The sequence below is a fragment of the Brevundimonas sp. genome (assembly GCF_032017145.1).
Lineage (GTDB): Bacteria > Pseudomonadota > Alphaproteobacteria > Caulobacterales > Caulobacteraceae > Brevundimonas.
The window spans coordinates 1-1,828 of the sequence record NZ_DALZQC010000220.1 but is presented as its reverse complement, the minus strand read 5'-3'; the positions used below and the strand labels follow the sequence as shown (position 1 = coordinate 1,828).

Here is a 1,828-nt window from a genome sequence, read left to right as displayed (position 1 = left end):
GCCGCCGACAGGGCCAGGGTCCCGCCGGTCGCGGCCAGAGCCTTCAACGGCGTGGGCTTCAGTCGCTGCTGGATCGCGTCCCCGACCGCGCGCGCCAGGCCGAAGGCGACCAGCAGCAGGGCGGCGGGCCAGGCGGCCAGGCCCAGCGACTGCATGAACAGGTCGGCGAACAGGGCGCCGTTGGCCCCCAGCCAGTTGGTGGTCGGCAAGGTGGAGGCCGCGTTCAGGCTGGCGTCCGCCGGATTCCACGACAGCAGGGCGATCAGCAGCAGGGTCGCCAACAGGGCCTGCAACACGCCCCGGAAGCGCACCACGAAGGGCGCGCCCCACAGGATGCGGGCGCTGATCCAGGCCTGGCGGCCGATGACGAGGGCGGTGGACATGAAGGGGCGAGCCTTCCGGGCGGCTGACGTTCGACCGTCCTTTTCGCACCGACAGGGTTAAGGGGCTGTTTACCAGCTTGGCCGTGCGCGGACGTTTCGCCCTCTGGACCTTTCGGCCGCACGGGGCGACAAGCCTGTCATGTCCGAGATCGAACGCCATGACATCATCATCGCCGGTGCGGGCCTGACCGGGGCGGCCTTCGCCCTGGCCGCCGCGCAAGGCGGGCTGAAGGTGGTGATGATCGATCCCCAGCCGTTCGACGCCCAGCTGGCGCCGACCTTCGACGGCCGTTCGACCGCCATCGCCTTCTCGACCTTCCGCATGTTGGACGCGCTGGGGCTGGGCGAGGCCCTGCGGCCGCACGCCTGTCGCATGGACCATATTCTGGTGACGGACGGTCGCCGACCGGGCGCCGCCAGCCGCCCGGCCTCGCCCGCCTTCCTGCGTTTCGACGCCGAGGAGATCGGCGGCCGGACGGGCGGGGAGCCGCTGGGATATATGGTCGAGAACCGCCGCATCCGCGCCGCCCTGGCGCAGGCGGTGACGACGGCCGGGATCGCGGTTCGGGCGCCGGCGGCCGTTTCGACCGTCACGACCGACGCCGGCAAGGCGACGGTGACCCTGGCGGACGGCGCGGTCCTGACCGCCCCCTTGGTCGTCGGCGCCGAAGGGCGCGGCTCGACCGTTCGCCGCGCGGCGGGCATCGAGACTGTGGGCTGGGGCTATGGCCAGAGCGGGGTGGTGGCCACGGTGCGGCTGGGCCGCGACCACGGCAATGTGGCCCATGAGTATTTCCTGCCCGGCGGCCCATTCGCCATCCTGCCCCTGACGGATCGGCGCGCCAGCCTGGTCTGGACCGAGACGACGCGGCGCGGCGCGGCCTTGCGCGACGCCTCCGACGCCGCCTTCCACGCCCATCTGATGCGGCGGTTCGGCGAATTCCTGGACGGCGCGACGGTCGAGGGGCCGCGGTTCGTCTATCCGCTGTCGCTCAGCCTGGCCGAGGCGCTGGTCGCCCCGCGCATCGCCCTGATCGGCGACGCCGCCCACGGCGTCCACCCCGTCGCGGGCCAGGGGCTGAACATGGGGCTGAAGGACGCCGCCGCCCTGGCCGAGGTGCTGGCCGAGGCCGCGCGTCTGGGCGAGGACATCGGCGCCGAGACCGTGCTGGATCGCTACGCCCGCTGGCGCCGGTTCGACAATGCGGCCCTGGCGGCGGGCTTCGACGCCTTCGTGCGGCTGTTCTCCAACGACATCGCGCCGATCCGTCTGGCGCGCGACCTGGGCATGGCGGCGGTCAACCGCATCGGCCCCCTGCGCCGCGCCTTCATGCAGGAGGCCGGCGGCGCGACCGGCGACCTGCCCCGGCTTCTGCGCGGCGAGGCGGTCGTCTAGGATCTGTGGACTCTAGGGATTCCGGATTAGGCTGAAGCGTGATTCAAGG

2 protein-coding genes are annotated in these 1,828 nt (G+C 72.5%); one reads left to right on the top strand and one right to left on the bottom strand.

The window, feature by feature from the left end; all coding sequences use genetic code 11:
- Positions 1-383 (bottom strand): DNA translocase FtsK 4TM domain-containing protein (locus RTU05_RS18145; protein ID WP_312599675.1); only part of this gene is annotated, 383 nt, incomplete at its 3' end.
- Between the two features lie 139 nt (positions 384-522).
- Here RTU05_RS18145 and RTU05_RS18140 point away from each other — a divergent pair.
- Positions 523-1,779 carry a UbiH/UbiF/VisC/COQ6 family ubiquinone biosynthesis hydroxylase gene (locus tag RTU05_RS18140; RefSeq protein ID WP_312599674.1) on the top strand — a complete coding sequence of 419 codons (1,257 nt, stop codon included), beginning with the start codon at positions 523-525 and terminating at the stop codon, positions 1,777-1,779.
- Positions 1,780-1,828 lie beyond the last annotated feature (49 nt).

Coding starts and splice junctions, on each gene's coding strand:
- RTU05_RS18140 (WP_312599674.1), top strand. CDS start 523: ATGTCCGAGATCGAACGCCATGACATCATCATCGCCGGTGCGGGCCTG.